The sequence below is a fragment of the Dactylosporangium salmoneum genome (assembly GCF_039532525.1).
In the GTDB taxonomy this organism is placed as follows: Bacteria; Actinomycetota; Actinomycetes; order Mycobacteriales; family Micromonosporaceae; genus Dactylosporangium; species Dactylosporangium salmoneum.
The window spans coordinates 438-728 of the sequence record NZ_BAAARV010000057.1 but is presented as its reverse complement, the minus strand read 5'-3'; the positions used below and the strand labels follow the sequence as shown (position 1 = coordinate 728).

Sequence of the window (291 nt, the reverse complement as noted above, 5' to 3'; positions counted from 1 at the left end):
CGCATCACCCGCGACCCCGACGGCAGCCTGCCCGAACGGTGGCTGATCGCCGAATGGCCCGACGACCAGCCCGAACCCGTCACCTACTGGCTGTCCAGCCAACCCACCGACACCACCCCGGCCGACCTGATCCGCACCGCCAAAATCCGCTGGCGGATCGAACACGACTACCGCGAACTCAAAACCGGCCTCGGCCTGGACCACTTCGAAGGCCGCTCATGGACCGGCTGGCACCGCCACGTCACCCTCGTCACCGCCGCGCACCTGTTCATCACCACGCTGCGACTCGAC

The 291-nt window shown here is 68.0% G+C and carries 1 protein-coding gene; it reads left to right on the top strand.

Features of this window, described 5'->3' with window-relative positions; genetic code table 11:
- The coding region (locus tag ABD352_RS58015; protein WP_344615872.1) for a transposase at positions 1-291 on the top strand (291 nt) is incomplete at both ends.